The organism is Pseudomonas sp. ok272 (genome assembly GCF_900109995.1).
GTDB lineage: Bacteria > Pseudomonadota > Gammaproteobacteria > Pseudomonadales > Pseudomonadaceae > Aquipseudomonas.
In genome coordinates, this window is the sequence record NZ_FOCB01000003.1 from 39,106 (window position 1) to 54,488 (window position 15,383).

A 15,383-nucleotide genomic window follows, 5' to 3' on the forward strand; every position below is an offset into this window, starting at 1 on the left:
CAGCGGGTAGCCGCTAATGGCTACAGGAAAAAACTGAGGCTGAAATAGATTGGGGCTTCGCGCCCGGTCAGCGCGTCGGGGCGCTCCAGCGAATGGGCGAAGGTCACGCTGGTGGCCAGGTAGGCGCCTCGGGCGAACAGTTCCAGCGAGCTGCTGGACACCCGTCCGTGGTAATCGCCGTTGTAGCGATCGTTCTGGATCACGCCCTGGTCGTAACCCAGGCTGGTGCCGTACTCGCTCAGCAATGGGCGCAACCACGGCCAGCTCACCGGGCGACTCCAGCGCAGGTCGTTGCGCCAGTAACCGCCGCTGTCACCGGACAGCGACTGGTCCTTGTAGCCGCGCACCGAACCCAGGCCACCCAGGCTCGTGCGCTGGGAACTGAACAGCACGTCCTCGCTGCGCTGCCCGGTGGCCAGGCTGCTGAAGCTCAAGGACTCGCCCCACAGCTCGAACGGCTGCAAGTAGCTCAGCGTCGCGGTGTACTTGCGATAGCGCGCGGTGGGCTCGCCGGCGTGCAGGTCGTGATCGCCCTGCGCCCCGAACGCGCCGATGCCGTGCTGCATACCGAGATCGAGGTTGACGAAGGCACTGCCGATGCGCCGGCCGTGGTTGACACCCAACTGCGCTTCGCTGAGGCGGTTGCTGCTGGTCGCCAGCTTGCTGTTTTCGATGAAGTTGTTGGTGCGCAGGTGGGACAGGCCAGCGTTGAGCGAGGTCTTGCTCATCGCATCGCGATGGACCACCCGCTCGGCGCGCAGTTGCTGGGTCTGGCTGTCGCCGGTTTGCTTGAAGCCATAACCGTTGGCCTGCGCCTGGGAGCGGTAATCGCTCTGGCTGTAGCTGTAGTTGAAGTTCCACCAGCCCCACGGCAGGTTGTAATTCATAAAGGCATTGCTGGAGGTGCGCTGGTGGTCGCTGACCGCATCATGACCGCCACGCAGCGACAGTTGATCCGCCAGGCCCAGTGGGCTGTCCCAGTCCAGCGACGTGCCCCATTGCTGTTCGCCGGTGCTGTCCTGGCCGTCGTTGCTGCGTGACAGCGAGGCACGCCAGGGCTTTTGCGGGGTGTTCTTGACCAGCACATCGCTGCCCCCTGGCGCTGCGCCGGGGCTGAGTTCCATCTGGGCTTGGTTGGACGGCAGGCGGTTGAGCTGATCAACCATCTGCTCGATTTCACGCAGGTTTAGCAGCGCCCCTGCCTGACCGGGAAAGGTCATGACCAGCTCGCGGGTCGACAGCCCACTGTCGGGCGTGGCCTGGATTCTTTCCAGCTTCCCCTCGACCACCAGCACACTCAATTGCCCGGTGGACAAGTCCTGCTGCGGCAAGTAGGCGCGACTGGTCACCAGCCCTTTATCGATGTAACGGTGGGTGATGACCTTGAGCAGTTCATTGAGCTGGGAGGTGCCCAGGCACTGGCCTTGGTACGGGCGGGTCAGTTGCTGGCGATCAGGCTCGGACAGCTGATCGGCGCCGTTGATCTGGATCTGCTGGATGGGGAAACAACGGCTGTCAGTCGGCATTGCCGGCGCCGTGGGAGCGGTTTCTTTGCCGGGCAGCTCCTTGAGTTCTTCAAGCCGACGGCGCTGCTCTTGCAGCAAGCGGTCCTGCCGTTCGCGGATCAGGTCTTGATCGCCGGGCGTCAACGCAGGCGCGGCCAAGGCCGTGCTCAACCCACCCAAACTGCTGAGCAGTACAAAAGAAAACGACCTCACCCAGAGGTGACATACCCGCATGTTGATTCCATCCATGGCGCGTCAGCGACAGTCCTTTGGAGGAACCCCTGCGGGCTAGTCGCGCAAGGATTCCCAGAGCGCGCAAGTATCAAGCGTTGTCGGAGCGTTGGATTTAGGATCTTTCTTAAAAAACCTAGAAGTTCCCTACCCGCCTGAATGGAAATCCAACACCGCCGCGCAGGAACTCACTACATGACGATCCCCATGCGCGTAGTCCACACCGCTCATCATCGGTCAGCCGCCGTTCAACTCGACTCAGGCAACATCACTCCGCTGCTCGCACGGTCTGGCGTCTTCGGCCAATCGCAGCCATGCTGTGCAGCGCGTCACCAACGTCCGCCAACCGGGTGCCCTGATCGATATGAGCCAACTGCCGTTTCTACCGTTTTCCAAACCTGTCATCGATGAAGCGACCATTGCCGCCGTCGGTGATGTCCTGCGTTCCGGCTGGATCACCAGCGGGCCGAAGGTCCAGGCCTTCGAGGCGCAACTGTCGGAGTTTTTCGGTGGGCGCCCGGTGCGCACGTTCAACTCGGGCACCTGCACCATGGAGATCGCCCTGCGTATCGCCGGGATTGGAGCGGGCGATGAAGTGATCACCACGCCAATCTCGTGGGTCGCCACCGCCAACGTGATTCTTGAAGTCGGCGCCACGCCGGTGTTCGCCGACATCGACCCGATCACCCGCAACATCGACCTGGACCGGCTTGAGGCGGCAATCACCCCGCGCACCAAGGCCATTATTCCGGTGTACCTGGCCGGCTTGCCGGTGGACATGCACCGCTTGTATGGGATTGCCAAGAAGCATGGCCTGCGCATCGTCGAAGACGCCGCCCAGGCCCTGGGGTCGAGCTGGGACGGCCAGCGGATTGGCGCGACCGGCGACATGGTGTCGTTCAGCTTCCAGGCGAACAAGAACGTCACCTGCTCGGAAGGCGGCTGCCTGGTGTTGAACAATGCCCAAGAGGCGCGACTGGCGGAGAAGTACCGGCTGCAAGGCGTGACCCGCAACGGTTTCGATGGGTTGGACGTGGATGTGCTGGGCGGCAAGTTCAACATGACCGACATTGCCGCGACCATCGGCCTGGGTCAGTTCGCCCACCTTGAAGCCATCACCGCGCACCGCCGCGAGCTGGCCCAGCATTACTTCGCGTGTTTTGGCCGTGACTTCGAGGCCACGTACGGCGCGCAACTGCCGCCCGCCGATTTCACCCAGAGCAACTGGCACCTGTTCCAACTGGTGCTGCCGGAACGCACCGACGGCCTGCCGGCCCGCGCCACGTTTATGCAGCACATGCAGGAGCTGGGCATCGGCATCGGTTACCACTACCCGCCGATCCACCTGCTGAGCCTCTACCGCGAGCGCGGGTTCAAGGAGGGCATGTTCCCGGTCGCCGAGCGTGTCGGGCGGCTGATCGTGTCATTGCCGATGTATTCGACCATGACTAAAAGCGATGTCGAGCGCTCGGTGGCGGCGGTGAAGGCAGTGCTCCAGCGCGGATAAACCTGTGGGAGCGAGATCGGCTTGCCGGTCTCGCTCCCACAAGAGGCAAGGCTTATTCGCCGATGGCGGCCTTGTAGCCTGAGGCGTCGAGCAGCTTCTGCAGGTCAGCGGCGTTGGCTGGCTTGAGCTTGAAGATCCACGCGCCGTACGGGTCGGAGTTGAGCAGTTCCGGGCTGGTGCCCAGCTCTTCGTTGACGGCGATCACTTCGCCCGCGACCGGGGCGTAAATGTCGGAAGCGGCCTTGACCGACTCGACCACGCCAGCCTGATCGGCGGCGGCGAAGACCGTCCCCACCTCGGTCAGCTCAACGAACACCACGTCGCCCAAGGCTTCCTGAGCGTGATCGCTGATCCCTACAGTCACCGTGCCATCGGCTTCCAGGCGGGCCCATTCGTGACTTTCGGCAAAACGCAGGTCGGCAGGGATATCGCTCATATTCTGTGTCCTCAAAAAGAAATGTCGGCGGAGCAAGGTCCGCCCTAAAAGGTTAGATCAGTGTTTTGCCATGACGCACGAAGGTCGGCTTGACCACGCGGACCGGGTACCACTTGCCACGAATTTCCACTTCGGCCCGGTCGGCAGTCGCCATCGGCACCCGCGCCAGGGCGATCGATTTACTGAGCGTAGGAGAGAAACTACCACTGGTGATCTCCCCTTCGCCAACATCGGCGATCCGCACCACTTGATGGGCACGTAAAACCCCACGTTCTTCCAGCACCAGACCGACCAGTTTGTGCTGCACGCCAGCCGCCAGTTCGGCTTCCAGCGCCGTGCGCCCGATGAACTGCCGCGTCGCTGGCTCCCAGGCGATACTCCAGGCCATGTTTGAGGCCAGCGGCGAAACGTCTTGGTGTATGTCCTGGCCGTAGAGGTTCATCCCGGCCTCCAGGCGCAGCGTGTCGCGGGCCCCCAGGCCAATGGGCGAGATACCCGCGCCCACCAGGTCGTTGAAGAACCCCGGCGCCTGATCGGCCGGCAGGGCAATTTCCAGGCCGTCTTCGCCGGTGTAGCCGGTACGGGCGATGAACCAGTCACCGTCGCACTGGCCTTCGAAGGGCTTGAGTTGCTGGATCAGCGCGCCACGGGACTGCGTCACCAGCTCGGCGATCTTCTGCCGGGCCAGCGGCCCCTGGATGGCCAGCATCGCCAGCTCGCTGCGCTCGTGCAGTTGGACCTCATAGGCCCCGACATGCGCCTGCATCCAGGCCAGGTCCTGATCACGGGTGGCTGCGTTCACCACCAGGCGATAGGTGTCATCCAGGCGATAGACGATCATGTCGTCGATCACCCCGCCACGCTCATTGAGCATGGTGCTGTACAAGGCACGGCCAGGGCTGTGCAGGCGCTCGACATCATTGGCCAGCATCTGCTGGAGCCAGACCTTGGCCTGGGGGCCGCTGACATCGATTACGGTCATATGAGATACATCGAACACCCCACAATCGCGGCGCACCTGATGGTGTTCCTCGACCTGTGAGCCGTAGTGCAATGGCATATCCCAACCGCCAAAATCGACCATCTTCGCACCGAGTGCGAGGTGAAGGTCGTACAGAGGCGTACGCTGTCCCATGGGTGTCTCCTTCCGGGCGTGGCGAAGGTGCGGACGGGTGCCGTGGGTTGAAAGCCCTGAAATAGAGGGCTCTTCGCCAATGTCGACGACCCGGTCTTGCGGACTAACCGCACCGAATGCCGCGCATTGTAGCCGCAAGGTGTAGGACTGACACCTAACCGATGCGATGAGCCGAGCGACGGATCAAGCCGACGACCGGTAGCAGCCCCACCAGGATCAGGGTCAAGGCCGGTAACGAGGCCCTTGCCCACTCGCCTTCACTGGTCATTTCAAAGATCCGCACCGCCAGCGTGTCCCAGCCAAACGGGCGCATCAGCAGGGTCGCGGGCATTTCCTTGAGCACATCGACAAACACCAGCAGGGCCGCGCTCAAGGTGCCGGGCAGCAACAACGGCAGATACACTTTGAAAAACAGTCGCGGCCCACTGACACCCAGACTGCGTGCCGCTTCCGGCAACGACGGCCGGATCCGCGCCAGGCTGTTCTCCAGCGGCCCATAGGCCACCGCAATGAAGCGCACCAGATACGCCAGCAGCAAGGCGGTCAGGCTGCCCAACAACAGGGGTTTGCCCGCGCCACCCAGCCAACTCGACAACGGCACCACCAGTTCGCGGTCCAGGTAACTGAACGCCAGCATGATCGAGACCGCCAGCACCGAACCCGGCAAGGCATAGCCGATGTTGGCGACGCTGACCCCCGAGCGAATTGCCCGGGTCGGCGCCAGGCGCCGGGCGAACGCCAGCAGCAAGGCGACGCTGACCGTCACCAGCGCAGCCAGCGCGCCCAGGTACAGGGTATGCAGGATCAGCCCGGTGTAGCGCTCATCGAGGTCGAAACGCCCGCGCTGCCAGAACCAGACCAGCAGTTGCAGCAACGGAATGACAAACGCACAGGCGAACACCAGCGCACACCAGGCCGTGGCCGCCAGGGCCTTGAAGCCGCGTAGGTGATAGAGCGCCTTGCCGCGTGGACGCTCGTTGCTGCCGCGGGCAGCGCCCCGGGCCCGGCGCTCGCCGTACAGCAACAGCATCACCACCAGCAGCAACAGGCTGGCCAGTTGCGCCGCGCTCGACAGGCTGAAGAAGCCGTACCAGGTCTTGTAGATGGCCGTGGTGAAGGTGTCGAAGTTGAACACCGAGACCGCGCCGAAGTCCGCCAGGGTTTCCATCAAGGCCAAGGCCACGCCCGCCCCGATGGCCGGCCGCGCCATCGGCAGGGCCACGCGCCAGAACGCTTGCCAGGGCGATTGCCCCAACACCCGCGCCGCTTCCATCAGGCCCTTGCCTTGGGCCAGGAAGGCGTTGCGGGCCAGCAGGTAGACGTAGGGATAGAACACCAGCACCAACACCAGGATCACCCCACCGGTGGAGCGCACGCGCGGGAGCCGCACGCCGCTGCCGAACCCGTCGCGCAACAGGGTTTGCACCGGGCCGGAAAAGTCCAGCAGGCCAACGAAGACGAACGCCAGGACATACGCCGGGATCGCGAACGGCAACATCAGCGCCCAATCCAGCCAGCGTCGCCCGGGGAACTCGCAGAGGCTGGTCAGCCACGCCAGGCTCACGCCCAGCAGCGTGACGCCGAGGCCAACACCGAGGATCAACGTCAGGGTATTGCCCAGCAGCCTGGGCATCTGGGTGTCCCACAGGTGGGACCAGATTTGCAGGTCAACGGCTTGCCAGGACAGCAGCAGCACGCTCAGGGGCAACAGGACCAGCGCAGCGATAGCGAAGACGACGGGATACCAGCGGCGTTGGGCGGGATGGGCCAAGGGAGGTCTCTAAAAATGGGGCCGGGGCTGGGAAGGCTAACAGTTTTGTTTTGCCGCGCGGGGGGGATGACCCCGATACCCGTCAGTCAAGCGAACCCATGTGGGAGCGAGCTTGCTCGCGAAAGCGGCGTATCAGGCACATCAATGTTGGATGTGCTGCCGTCTTCGCGAGCAGGCTCGCTCCCACAGGAGGGGCAGAGTGTTCTGCCCCTTGGCGGACTGGACTCAGTTCCAGCCAGCGCGGTCCATCAGGCGAATCGCCTCGGCCTGGCGCAGACCTGCCACTTCAACCGGCAGGGTGTCGGGGATGAACTGGCCCCATGCCTGGACTTCAGCCGAAGGTTTGACGGCCGGGTTGGCCGGGAACTCCTGGTTGGCATCGGCGAAGATCTTTTGTGCCTCGGGCGTGGTCATCCACTCCACCAGGGCCTTGGCGGCTTCCGGGTGCGGTGCGTGCGCGGTCAGGCCGATACCCGACAGGTTGACGTGCACGCCACGGTCGGCCTGGTTCGGCCAGAACAGCTTGACCGGCAGATCCGGCTTGGCCTGGTGCAGGCGGCCGTAGTAGTAGGTGTTGACGATGCCGACATCGCACTGCCCGGCCGCGATGGCTTGCATCACTGCGTTGTCATCGGAGAACACGTCAGTGGCGAGGTTGTTGACCCAGCCCTTGATGATTTCTTCGGTCTTGGCCGCGCCATGGGTTTCGATCAGGGTCGCGGTCAGCGACTGGTTGTAGACCTTCTTCGCGGTGCGCAGGCACAGGCGGCCTTCCCACTGCTTGTCGGCCAGGGCTTCATAGGTGCTCAGGTCCGACGGCTTGACCCGCTCGGTGGAGTAGACCAGCGTCCGTGCACGCAGGCTCAGGCCGGTCCAGGCGTGGGAGGCAGCGCGGTATTGCAGGGGGATGTTGGCGTCGATCACCTTGGAGGTGAACGGTTGCAGGATGCCCATTTGCTCGGCCTGCCAGAGGTTGCCGGCATCCACGGTCAGCAGCAGGTCGGCGGTGGCGTTCGCCCCTTCGGCCTTGATGCGCTGCATCAGCGGCGCTTCCTTGTCGGTGATGAACGTCACCTTCACCCCGGTTTTCTGGGTGTAGGCGTCGAACACTGGCTTGATCAGCTCATCGATACGCGAGGAGTAGACCACCACCTCATCAGCGGCCTGGACGACGGTGCTGCCGATCAGGGTCAGGGCGAGGGCTGTCAGTAGACGCTTCGGTGCCAACATGGGAGCGGTCTCTCGGTATCAAAAATGAGCTCAAATGATAAGGACTCACATTTCGGTTCTCAATCGAACAGTTCGCGGAGGCGTTACCAGATGTTGCACGGGAGGATCTGGGGTGAGTGTTTTGCCGTCTTCGCCGGCAAGCCGGCGAAAACGCCGCTCACCTCAGGCCTTGGCCAACGCCGGCAAATCCCCACTCAACCCCAGCGCCTGGCGCACGAACAGCGCCTTGGCCTCGGGCATCTGCTCGACCAGCTTCAAGCCGGTGTTGCGCAACCAGCGCACGGGCAATGGATCGGCCTGGAACAACCGCTCGAAACCTTCCATCGCGGCCATCAGCGCCAGGTTGTGGGGCATGCGCCGACGTTCGTAGCGGCTGAGGACTTTCACGTCCGCCAGGCACTCGCCACGGCGGGCGGCCTGCAACAGCACTTCGGCCAGCACGGCGGCATCGAGGAACCCGAGGTTGACCCCCTGCCCCGCCAGCGGGTGGATGGTATGGGCGGCGTCGCCGATCAAGGCCAGGCCCTCGGCCACGTAGCGCTTGGCGTGACGCTGGCGCAACGGCACGCACAGGCGCGGGTCGGCGCTCAGCACGCTGCCCAGGCGCCCCTCGAAGGCGCGCTCCAGTTCGCGGCAAAATCCGTGATCATCCAGCGCCATCAGGCGCTCGGCCTCGGTCGGGGTGGTCGACCAGACAATGGAGCACCAGTCCTGCTGGCCATCGCGCACCAACGGCAGGAACGCCAGTGGGCCGTTATCGGTGAAGCGTTGCCAGGCGGTCATTCGGTGCGGCTGGGAGCTGCGCACGCTGGTGACGATGGCGTGGTGCATGTAATCCCATTCGCGGGTCGCGACACCGGTGAGGCGGCGCACCGCCGAGTTGGCACCATCGGCCGCGATCACCAAGGGCGCGCGCAGGGTGCGGCCGTCGGCCAGGGTCAGCAGCCAATCGTCGCCGGAGCGGCGCATCTGCTCCAGGCGCGCATTGGCCAGCAGGCCCAGGTCGCAATCGTGCAAGCGGTCCAGCAAGGCGTCCTGGACCACCCGGTTCTCGACGATATGCCCCAGCGCCTCGGCGTGCACACTGGCCGCGGAGAAGTGGATCTGCCCGGTGCCACTGCCGTCCCAGACCTGCATGTCCGAGTACGGACTGCTGCGCCGGTTGACGATGCCGTCCCACACACCCAGGCGTTCGAGAATTCGTTGGCTGGCCGCCGACAAGGCGCTCACCCGGGGTTCAAACGCCGATTGCGCGTCGAAGGGTTTGACGCTCATGGGGCTGCCGTCGAGCAGCAGGACTTCCAGCCCGCTGTCCTGGAGCGCCAGCGCCAAGGCGCTGCCGACCATTCCGGCCCCGACAATCAGCAGATCTGCGCGCATTTCCATGCTTTAAGCCTGTTTCGCGTGCGGCGTGGGCCGCAGGTAAAGGGGGTTCCTAGACATCAGGACGTGTGCCCAGGCCCATGGCCTGCCGGGCGAACCAGCGTTTGGCCGGCGGGAGCAGGTCAAGGCCCAGCAGGCCGAGGTTGCGGCCCAGGGAGACCAGCGGCTGGGTGCTGCCAAACAAGCGGGTGACCTGGTCGGAGAACCCGACGGTGAGTTGCTGGTCCAGGCGCTGGCGCTCGCGATAAGCCTGCAAGGTCGCCAGGTCGCCAGGCAGTTTGTCGCTGGCCAGCAGCGCTTCGGCCAGGGCCTGGGCGTCGCGCAGCGACAGGTTGAAGCCCTGCCCGGCAATCGGGTGCAGGCTGTGGGCCGCGTTGCCCAGCACCGCCAGATTGGCGCGCACCTGCTCATCGGCTTCGATCAGCGTCAACGGATACAAATGCCGCGCCCCCACCTGCTTGAGGGTGCCCAGGCGATAGCCGAACACCCCCTGCAACTCGCTGAGGAAGCTGCGCTCATCCAGCGCGGCCAGGCGCTGGGCGTCCATTCCCAGGCGGGTCCAGACCAGCGCACAACGGTTATCCGCCAGCGGCAGCAAGGCCATCGGCCCTTCGTCGGTGAAGCGTTCGAAGGCCATGCCTTCGTGGGCTTCGCTGGGGGTGATGTTGGCGATCAGCGCACTCTGGTGGTACGGGCGCTTCTTGATGTTGATCCCCAGTTGCTCGCGCAACCCCGAACGCCCGCCGTCGGCCAGCACCGCGAGGTCGCACTCCAGGGTGGTTTCATCGTTGAGGGTCAAGCGGTAGCCGTCCGGCAGCGGCTCCATGCGGGTGACTTCGGCCGGGCAGCGCCAACTGATCACGTCCTTGTCCAGGCCCTGCCACAGGCATTGGCCCAACCAGGCGTTTTCCACCACATAGCCGAGCGCCGGGACGCCCTCCTCCATGGCCGACAGGCGCGCAGTAGAGAAACGTCCGCGATCGGAGACATGGATCTGCTTGATCGGCTCGGCGCGGCGGGAGATGGCTTGCCACAGGCCCAAGCGCTGATAGATTTGCCGGGCGCCAAACGACAGCGCCGAGGAGCGGGCGTCGTAGCTTGGCTGGTAGCTGTCACCCGGGGCGAACGGTTCGATCAGCACGATCTTCCAGCCGCGCGCCTTCGCCCCGGCTTGCAGCGCCAGCGCCAGGCTGGCGCCCACCAGGCCGCCACCGATGATCGCCAGGTTGACCCGGCTCATGCGGCTTGCACCCGCGCCGCAGCCATCAGCGCCTCGATCTCGGCGACCGTCCTGGGCACGCCGTGGGTCAGGATTTCACAGCCTTGCTTGGTTACCACCACGTCATCCTCGATGCGCACGCCAATGCCGCGCCATTTCTTCGCCACGTTCAGGTTGTCCGGGGCAATGTAGATGCCCGGCTCGACGGTCAGGGCCATGCCGACTTCCAGCACCCGCCATTCACCGCCGACCTTGTATTCGCCAACGTCGTGCACATCCAAACCCAGCCAGTGCCCGGCGCGGTGCATGTAAAACACCTTGTAGGCCTCGCTGGCGATCAACTCATCGACATCGCCCTGCAACAAGCCGAGCTGCACCAGGCCGGCGGTGATCACCTGGACCGTCGCCTCGTGCGCCTGGTTCCAGTGCTTGTCCGGCGCGATCTGGGCAAAGGCCGCTTCCTGCGACGCCAGCACCAGTTCGTAGATCGCCTTCTGCTCCGGCGAGTACGTGCCGTTGATCGGCCAGGTGCGGGTGATGTCGCTGGCGTAGCAGTCGATCTCGCAACCGGCGTCGATCAGCACCAGGTCACCGTCCTTGAGCACCGCGTCATTGCGCTGGTAGTGCAGGATGCAGCTGTTGCGCCCGGCCGCGACGATGGAGCCGTAGGCCGGCATCTTCGCCCCGCCCTTGCGGAACTCGTAATCGAGCTCGGCTTCCAGGCTGAACTCATGCAGCCCGACACGGCTGGCCTGCATGGCGCGGACGTGGGCCTGGGCGGAAATCCGCGCAGCCTCGCGCATCACCTTCACTTCTGCCGCCGATTTATACAGGCGCATGTCGTGTAGCAGATGATCCAGGGCAACAAACTCGTTCGGCGGCTGGGCGCCAAGGTGCGCCTTGGAGCGAATCACGTTGATCCAGTCCATCAGGTGCCGATCAAACTCGGGGTGGCTGCCCATGGCCGAGTAGACCCGGTCCCGGCCTTCGATCAAGCCCGGCAAAATGTCGTCAATGTCGGTGATCGGGAAGGCATCGTCGGCGCCGAAGTGGCGAATGGCGCCTTCCTGGCCGGCACGCAGGCCATCCCACAGCTCGCGCTCGGGGTTGCGTTCGCGGCAGAACAGAATGTACTCGCCATGCTCGCGGCCGGGCATCAGCACGATGACGGCCTGCGGCTCGGGGAAACCACTGAGGTACTGGAAATCGCTGTCCTGGCGATACACGTGCTCGACGTCACGGTTACGGATCGCCACGGCGGCGGCCGGCAGGATTGCGATGCTGTTGGGTTCCATCTGCGCCATCAGCGCCTTGCGCCGGCGCGTGTATTCCGACTTCGGGATATGGATCATGGGCAGATGGGGGTCCTTTCTTAGTGCAGCGACGGCTTGGGTGCAGCCGGTTCAGCCGGTTTCTTGGTCTCGGCGAACAGCAGCAGCGGCGCGACGCGCAGGTACTCCATCACTTCCATGTAGTCGCTTTCGCCGTCTTCGGATTCTTCCAGGGCATCCTGGATCTGCGAGATCGCCGCGAGATCCTGCAGCACTTCCTGGGCGTCGGTGCTCAGGTCCAGGCCACCGGCGTTGACGCCGAAGCCGTGGAGGAAACCCTGACACCATTGGCCCAGTGCGACAGCACGTTCAGCCAGCGGCGCGTCATCGGTCGGCAGCAGCAGGACCACGGTGACATCGTCGCCCGTCAACTCGCCCTTGACCATGGCTTGCAGGCCGATCAGCGCGTTGCGGACATTTTCGGTTGGCTCGGTTTCCAGCAGTTCGGCGACGTCAGCCAACCAGGTGTCGACATCAAAACCGACGCCGGTGCAGCTACGGCCCAGCAGCACGCCGTGAAGCTCGGCAGGGGAGCACGGATGGCCGCTGGAACTCAGCAGGGTGGCAAAGGCGTTGTACGGGGAATTCTGAATAGTCATGGGTAGCTAGGCGCCAAGCGGCGCTATGTCTAGAATGAAGGCCTTGTATCCTACATCGACAGACTCGCCAAGACTATTAAAGGCTGTCCGCCCGTTACCGCTCATCAGACAAATCCAGTGGAACCCAATGGAAGACACCGACCTGCAAGCGCTGATGGCCAGACTCGAACTGTTGATTACCCGAGTCGAGCAACTTAAGAGCCAGAATGGACTCTTACTAGCTCAGGAAAAAACCTGGCGCGAGGAACGCGCGCACCTCATAGAAAAAAATGAAATCGCCCGGCGTAAGGTCGAATCGATGATTTCGCGCCTCAAGGCCCTGGAGCAAGACTCATGAGTACAAGCAGCAGCGTTACCGTGCAGATCCTCGACAAAGAGTATTCGATCATTTGCCCCCAGGAAGAGCGCAGCAACCTGGTGAGTGCCGCCCGTTACCTGGATGGCAAGATGCGTGAAATCCGCAGCAGCGGCAAAGTCATCGGCGCCGACCGTATCGCCGTGATGGCCGCGTTGAACATCACCCACGACCTGCTGCATTCCCAGGAGCGCCCCGAGATGCAGGCCAGCGGCTCGACCCGCGAGCAAGTACGCGACCTGCTCGACCGGGTGGACCTGGTGCTGGCCACCGATCCGGACGTCAGCAAAGGCTGATTCCTCGGGGTGGTTGCGGTATACTCACGCCACTCCCTGGGGTGCTTGCCAGTTGACGATGTCCCTGAGCCGATTCGCACTACCCTGGAGGTTGCACGTTGGGCTGGTGTGCATGTCCGCTAGACGGAAAGCCTTAAAGCCTACTGCATCTTCCACCTTGAACTTTCGGGTTCAAGGGCTAAGTCAGCAGCGGTTCATCCGGGGAGCCTGATTCAAGCCGATGCCAGTTAACGCTGGCATCGGCTTTGTTGCATATGAGACCACCCCACCGGGTGCCCATCACGTGAACAGCCCATGACGATGACCGAACCTGCGCCGCTTTCCCGCCCGCAACTTCGACGCATGCTGCGCAAGGCCCGTCGTGCCCTCACGCGCGGCGAGCAACGCCAGGCAGCCCGTGGGCTGTATCGGCAACTGGCCCAACAGCCGGTGTTCCGCCGCGCCAAGCACATCTCCCTGTACCTGCCCACCGACGGTGAAATCGATCCGCGCCTGCTGCTGCGCGCCGCCCAACGCCGGGGCAAGGCAACCTACCTGCCCGTACTCAGCGCCTGGCCCCGGACCAAAATGGTGTTCCAGCGCGTTCGCCCTGGGGAACCGCTGCGTCCCAACCGCTTTCGCATTCTCGAACCACGGGTCAACCCGGCCAAACAGCGCAAGGCCTGGGCACTGGACCTGGTGTTGTTGCCATTGGTCGGGTTTGACGAGGACGGCGGGCGTCTGGGCATGGGCGGCGGCTTCTATGACCGCAGCCTGGCCTACCTGGCTCGGCGCAAAAGCTGGCGCAAGCCGACGCTGCTGGGGCTGGCCCATGAGTGTCAGAAGGTCGAACGATTGGCTCAGGCCAGCTGGGATGTGCCGATGCAAGGCACGGTGACGGATCGGCAGTGGTATGCCGCAGAGCAGGCACCACGCTAAGCGGCGACGGTGAAGATCAGCGCTTGAAGGGTTGAATCTGTTGCGTGACTTGCGGCGGGGCATTGGTCTTGTTCGCCCACAGGCTTTGCGCGTAACCGGTGGTCACGACACCCAGGCCAAATACAATCACCAATATCCATAGTAAATCCGGTTTGCGTTTCATCGATTGCCCCCTCAAGGCATGTCACACACGATGTCAGCAACGGTGTCCATAATTAGGCCGTGCTTGCCGCGTCTTGCTTAAAAGTCCGGCATTTTGCGGTAACGTGAGGCCACACGCAAATACTGGCGTCAACCGACCGTCGGTTTGTCACAATTTGGCCAAACACCCTTCCCGGCCAGCGCTTCTGGAGAAAAATGATGGCCTATTGGCTGATGAAATCCGAACCCGACGAGCTTTCCATCAACGACCTTAAAAAGCTCGGCGAGGCGCGCTGGGATGGGGTCCGCAACTATCAAGCACGTAACTTCCTGCGCGCCATGGCCGTTGGCGACCAGTTCTTCTTCTATCACTCCAGTTGCCCTGAGCCCGGGATTGCCGGGATTGGCAAGATCATTCAAGCCGCCTACCCGGACCCGACGGCACTGGACCCTGAAAGCCACTACTACGACCCCAAGGCCACGCCCGAGAAGAATGCCTGGAGCGCCATCGATGTCGCCCACCTCGAAACGTTTTCCAAGGTCCTCAAGCTCGACTACTTGAAGCAGCAGACGACCCTGGCCGAGATGCCCCTGGTGCAAAAGGGCAGCCGCTTGTCCGTGATGCCCGTCACTGCCGAGCAGTGGGCCGCCGTGCTCGCACTGCGCTGAGCCGCAGAACCCACGCCCTGAGCATTCGCGAGCAGGCTCGCTCCCACGCTGATCGATGGCGAGCACACATCCCGTGCCCGACCCGGCTCCCCTGTGGGAGCGAGTCTGCTCGCGATGAGACCAGCCCAGGCAACGATAGCCTTATTGAATGATCAGGTTGTTGAACAACAGATCCTCGACCACCGGCTTGCCGGTCTCGTCGGTCATCACCTGCTGGGTCTGCTTCAGGGCTTCCTGGCGCAGTTTTTCCTTGGCTTCGACGTTGTTCATGGTCTCGGTGGTTTGCTGGGCGAACAGCGCCACCAACTGATTGCGAATCAACGGCTCGTTAGCCTTCACCGCCTTGGCCGCTTCATCGCCCGTGACCCGCAATGCCACGTCCGCCTTGTAGACCTTGAGCTTGGGCGTGCCATCCAGGCCATAGTTGCCCACGAATGGCGGGCTCAGGCTGATGTAGCTGACTTTCGGTGCTTCACCTTCTTTGGCTTCTTCGGCCAGCGCCGCCACAGGCAGCGACAGGGCCAGCAACAACATGATCCACGCTTTCACAATCGGCTCCTTATTCAATGTGCGGGCTAGCATAACGAGCCACGGCCCCAGCACAAAGTTATGGCTGGTTATCAGGGCCAGGCATGCTCGTTGACCCGTTGACTTACA

At 63.5% G+C, this 15,383-nt stretch carries 16 protein-coding genes and 1 other RNA gene; 6 read left to right on the forward strand and 11 right to left on the reverse strand.

Annotated elements, in window-relative coordinates:
- Nucleotides 1-20: 20 nt before the first annotated feature.
- Entirely contained in the window at nucleotides 21-1,739 is a 1,719-nt protein-coding gene (locus BMW74_RS05785) for a ShlB/FhaC/HecB family hemolysin secretion/activation protein (protein ID WP_093414955.1), read from the reverse strand.
- Between the two features lie 361 nt (nucleotides 1,740-2,100).
- Between BMW74_RS05785 and BMW74_RS05790 the strand changes: the two genes are divergently transcribed.
- The gene (locus BMW74_RS05790) at nucleotides 2,101-3,243 is read left to right on the forward strand and encodes a DegT/DnrJ/EryC1/StrS family aminotransferase (protein ID WP_093416043.1); all 1,143 of its coding nucleotides are present in this window, start codon (nucleotides 2,101-2,103) and stop codon (nucleotides 3,241-3,243) included.
- 52 nt (nucleotides 3,244-3,295) lie between these two features.
- Here BMW74_RS05790 and gcvH read toward each other — a convergent pair whose 3' ends face one another.
- From gcvH to BMW74_RS05830, 8 genes are all read right to left on the reverse strand, one after another.
- Nucleotides 3,296-3,679, reverse strand: a complete 384-nt coding sequence (gene gcvH, locus BMW74_RS05795) for a glycine cleavage system protein GcvH (protein WP_093414958.1) — start codon at nucleotides 3,677-3,679, stop codon at nucleotides 3,296-3,298.
- Nucleotides 3,680-3,731: 52 nt separating this feature from the next.
- Nucleotides 3,732-4,814 carry a glycine cleavage system aminomethyltransferase GcvT gene (gcvT, locus tag BMW74_RS05800; RefSeq protein ID WP_093414961.1) on the reverse strand — a complete coding sequence of 361 codons (1,083 nt, stop codon included), beginning with the start codon at nucleotides 4,812-4,814 and terminating at the stop codon, nucleotides 3,732-3,734.
- A 154-nt stretch (nucleotides 4,815-4,968) separates the two neighbouring features.
- Nucleotides 4,969-6,585 carry an ABC transporter permease gene (locus BMW74_RS05805; RefSeq protein WP_093414964.1) on the reverse strand — a complete coding sequence of 539 codons (1,617 nt, stop codon included), beginning with the start codon at nucleotides 6,583-6,585 and terminating at the stop codon, nucleotides 4,969-4,971.
- Between the two features lie 225 nt (nucleotides 6,586-6,810).
- Nucleotides 6,811-7,815 (reverse strand): extracellular solute-binding protein, encoded by a 1,005-nt coding sequence (locus BMW74_RS05810; RefSeq protein WP_093414967.1) that lies wholly within the window; start codon nucleotides 7,813-7,815, stop codon nucleotides 6,811-6,813.
- 162 nt (nucleotides 7,816-7,977) lie between these two features.
- Nucleotides 7,978-9,195, reverse strand: coding sequence for a 2-octaprenyl-3-methyl-6-methoxy-1,4-benzoquinol hydroxylase (locus BMW74_RS05815; protein ID WP_175479169.1), 1,218 nt, complete (start codon nucleotides 9,193-9,195; stop codon nucleotides 7,978-7,980).
- A 55-nt stretch (nucleotides 9,196-9,250) separates the two neighbouring features.
- On the reverse strand, nucleotides 9,251-10,438 hold the full coding sequence (gene ubiH / locus BMW74_RS05820; protein WP_093414972.1) for a 2-octaprenyl-6-methoxyphenyl hydroxylase: 1,188 nt from the start codon (nucleotides 10,436-10,438) through the stop codon (nucleotides 9,251-9,253).
- A complete protein-coding gene (gene pepP / locus BMW74_RS05825; RefSeq protein WP_093414975.1) occupies nucleotides 10,435-11,769 on the reverse strand; it encodes a Xaa-Pro aminopeptidase in 1,335 nt (444 codons plus the stop codon). The genes ubiH and pepP overlap by 4 nt, the downstream gene beginning before the upstream one ends.
- A gap of 20 nt (nucleotides 11,770-11,789) precedes the next feature.
- Entirely contained in the window at nucleotides 11,790-12,347 is a 558-nt protein-coding gene (locus BMW74_RS05830; protein WP_093414978.1) for a YecA/YgfB family protein, read from the reverse strand.
- A 127-nt stretch (nucleotides 12,348-12,474) separates the two neighbouring features.
- On the opposite strand from BMW74_RS05830, the gene BMW74_RS05835 reads away from it, so the two are divergent.
- The 4 genes from BMW74_RS05835 to BMW74_RS05850 all read left to right on the forward strand — a co-directional run bounded on the left by BMW74_RS05835 (nucleotide 12,475) and on the right by BMW74_RS05850 (nucleotide 13,916).
- Entirely contained in the window at nucleotides 12,475-12,684 is a 210-nt protein-coding gene (locus BMW74_RS05835) for a TIGR02449 family protein (RefSeq protein ID WP_007982902.1), read from the forward strand.
- Nucleotides 12,681-12,998 (forward strand): cell division protein ZapA, encoded by a 318-nt coding sequence (locus BMW74_RS05840; RefSeq protein ID WP_093414981.1) that lies wholly within the window; start codon nucleotides 12,681-12,683, stop codon nucleotides 12,996-12,998. The genes BMW74_RS05835 and BMW74_RS05840 overlap by 4 nt, the downstream gene beginning before the upstream one ends.
- A 30-nt stretch (nucleotides 12,999-13,028) precedes the next feature.
- Nucleotides 13,029-13,207: non-coding RNA, 6S RNA (gene ssrS / locus BMW74_RS05845), on the forward strand.
- A gap of 91 nt (nucleotides 13,208-13,298) precedes the next feature.
- Nucleotides 13,299-13,916 (forward strand): 5-formyltetrahydrofolate cyclo-ligase, encoded by a 618-nt coding sequence (locus BMW74_RS05850; protein ID WP_093416046.1) that lies wholly within the window; start codon nucleotides 13,299-13,301, stop codon nucleotides 13,914-13,916.
- Nucleotides 13,917-13,932: 16 nt separating this feature from the next.
- Here BMW74_RS05850 and BMW74_RS25185 read toward each other — a convergent pair whose 3' ends face one another.
- On the reverse strand, nucleotides 13,933-14,079 hold the full coding sequence (locus tag BMW74_RS25185) for a hypothetical protein (protein WP_093414984.1): 147 nt from the start codon (nucleotides 14,077-14,079) through the stop codon (nucleotides 13,933-13,935).
- Nucleotides 14,080-14,276: 197 nt separating this feature from the next.
- Here BMW74_RS25185 and BMW74_RS05860 point away from each other — a divergent pair, with 197 nt between their 5' ends.
- A complete protein-coding gene (locus tag BMW74_RS05860) occupies nucleotides 14,277-14,726 on the forward strand; it encodes an EVE domain-containing protein (protein ID WP_093414988.1) in 450 nt (149 codons plus the stop codon).
- Nucleotides 14,727-14,867: 141 nt separating this feature from the next.
- Here the strand turns inward: BMW74_RS05860 and BMW74_RS05865 are convergent, their stop codons facing one another.
- Nucleotides 14,868-15,275: a flagellar basal body-associated protein FliL gene (locus BMW74_RS05865; protein ID WP_093414991.1), complete on the reverse strand. Its 408-nt coding sequence runs from the start codon at nucleotides 15,273-15,275 to the stop codon at nucleotides 14,868-14,870.
- Between the last annotated feature and the right edge of the window lie 108 nt (nucleotides 15,276-15,383).

Excerpts from the sequence above, each read along its gene's own strand:
- BMW74_RS05835 (WP_007982902.1), top strand. The coding sequence starts at position 12,475 with ATGGAAGACACCGACCTGCAAGCGCTGATGGCCAGACTCGAACTGTTG.
- BMW74_RS05830 (WP_093414978.1), bottom strand. The coding sequence starts at position 12,347 with ATGACTATTCAGAATTCCCCGTACAACGCCTTTGCCACCCTGCTGAGT.
- BMW74_RS05810 (WP_093414967.1), bottom strand. The coding sequence starts at position 7,815 with ATGTTGGCACCGAAGCGTCTACTGACAGCCCTCGCCCTGACCCTGATC.
- BMW74_RS05790 (WP_093416043.1), top strand. The coding sequence starts at position 2,101 with ATGAGCCAACTGCCGTTTCTACCGTTTTCCAAACCTGTCATCGATGAA.
- BMW74_RS05860 (WP_093414988.1), top strand. The coding sequence starts at position 14,277 with ATGGCCTATTGGCTGATGAAATCCGAACCCGACGAGCTTTCCATCAAC.
- gcvH (WP_093414958.1), bottom strand. The coding sequence starts at position 3,679 with ATGAGCGATATCCCTGCCGACCTGCGTTTTGCCGAAAGTCACGAATGG.
- BMW74_RS05850 (WP_093416046.1), top strand. The coding sequence starts at position 13,299 with ATGACCGAACCTGCGCCGCTTTCCCGCCCGCAACTTCGACGCATGCTG.
- BMW74_RS05785 (WP_093414955.1), bottom strand. The coding sequence starts at position 1,739 with ATGCGGGTATGTCACCTCTGGGTGAGGTCGTTTTCTTTTGTACTGCTC.
- gcvT (WP_093414961.1), bottom strand. The coding sequence starts at position 4,814 with ATGGGACAGCGTACGCCTCTGTACGACCTTCACCTCGCACTCGGTGCG.
- BMW74_RS05840 (WP_093414981.1), top strand. The coding sequence starts at position 12,681 with ATGAGTACAAGCAGCAGCGTTACCGTGCAGATCCTCGACAAAGAGTAT.
- BMW74_RS25185 (WP_093414984.1), bottom strand. The coding sequence starts at position 14,079 with ATGAAACGCAAACCGGATTTACTATGGATATTGGTGATTGTATTTGGC.
- ubiH (WP_093414972.1), bottom strand. The coding sequence starts at position 10,438 with ATGAGCCGGGTCAACCTGGCGATCATCGGTGGCGGCCTGGTGGGCGCC.
- BMW74_RS05815 (WP_175479169.1), bottom strand. The coding sequence starts at position 9,195 with ATGCGCGCAGATCTGCTGATTGTCGGGGCCGGAATGGTCGGCAGCGCC.
- pepP (WP_093414975.1), bottom strand. The coding sequence starts at position 11,769 with ATGATCCATATCCCGAAGTCGGAATACACGCGCCGGCGCAAGGCGCTG.